The organism is Corallococcus sp. AB038B (assembly GCF_003668955.1).
Lineage (GTDB): Bacteria > Myxococcota > Myxococcia > Myxococcales > Myxococcaceae > Corallococcus > Corallococcus exiguus.
On record NZ_RAWO01000057.1, the window covers coordinates 1 to 614 of the forward strand.

Below are 614 nucleotides of genomic sequence, written 5' to 3' on the forward strand. Positions count from 1 at the left end.
TGCCTCGCGGCGCCTGGTGAGACTCATTTCGAAGTCGGCACTTCTGTTGAGAACTTCACTCAGCAGAAATTGCAACTTACCCTTCGTATGCACTTGTCAAAGAACGTCCCTGCGACTTCCAGGAAACTTGTGGAGCTGATCGGGTTCGAACCGACGACATCCAGCTTGCAAAGCTGGCGCTCTCCCAGCTGAGCTACAGCCCCGACTCTCGCGTCAGCACCAGTCACTCTTTCGCTTCCCTCCAATGAGGGAGAAGAGTGGTGGGCCTAGGTGGACTTGAACCACCGACCTCGCGCTTATCAGGCGCGCGCTCTAGCCAGCTGAGCTATAGGCCCAGAGGGGCTAAAGCGTCGGCGAACCCTACAGCGTCCTTCATTCTCAAAGAGCTGAGCCATTCGCTCAGTCCTTCAAAACCAAACAGCAAGCCCGTAGCGACATAATGGATTGTTAATCGGAAACATTGACCTAGAGATGACCTGACAGCCCGAAGGCTGCTGGTGTTGCCTACTCGCCCGAAGGCTGAGTCCAACACCCGGTCTCCTTAGAAAGGAGGTGATCCAGCCGCAGGTTCCCCTACGGCTACCTTGTTACGACTTCACCCCAGTTACCGAGCA

2 tRNA genes and 1 rRNA gene are annotated in these 614 nt (G+C 55.7%); all 3 read right to left on the reverse strand.

Going from position 1 to position 614, the window contains the following annotated elements:
* Positions 1-130: 130 nt before the first annotated feature.
* Positions 131-203 (reverse strand) — tRNA-Ala (locus D7Y04_RS42515).
* Positions 204-258: 55 nt separating this feature from the next.
* Positions 259-335 (reverse strand) — tRNA-Ile (locus D7Y04_RS42520).
* Between the two features lie 210 nt (positions 336-545).
* Positions 546-614: ribosomal RNA gene (locus tag D7Y04_RS42525) — 16S ribosomal RNA — on the reverse strand; the annotation flags it as partial.